Below are 365 nucleotides of genomic sequence, written 5' to 3'. Positions count from 1 at the left end.
TCTGTGAAACATCTTCCACGGTCTCTCGTTATATATTGTATTTGAGGATTCCGGATGAGCCAGTTATCAAGTGCTTCTCCGTTTCTATCCTCTAACAAAGCAATAGGTATGTGTGTCATCTGGTCTACGACCACACTCATATAATCCTTACCTTTTTTATAGGCAAAATCATCAATACCTACATAAATACTTTTATTATGCATAGGATTATGTTGCCCGCACTGTTGTAGGATGCGTAAGCAGGAAGAGCTACTGGCCGTTATATGGAACAGCTGCAAAAGAGAAGAGGCCTTTCGGGAAGTAAGTTCCAAGCTTATCGATCTGATGCGTTCCTCAACAAGATAGCTCCGTCTACCATACCGACG

Annotated in this window: 1 protein-coding gene; it reads right to left on the bottom strand. The window is 41.9% G+C overall.

Annotation, left to right across the window (positions count from 1 at the left end):
* The coding region (locus DWZ47_RS31230; RefSeq protein ID WP_233525146.1) for a transposase at positions 1-203 on the bottom strand (203 nt) is incomplete at its 3' end.
* Between the last annotated feature and the right edge of the window lie 162 nt (positions 204-365).

It is taken from the genome of Bacteroides sp. AF32-8BH, assembly GCF_003435205.1.
GTDB lineage: Bacteria > Bacteroidota > Bacteroidia > Bacteroidales > Bacteroidaceae > Bacteroides > Bacteroides ovatus.
Note: the sequence above shows the minus strand (reverse complement) of the source record. Positions and strands in the feature narration are given on the sequence as shown.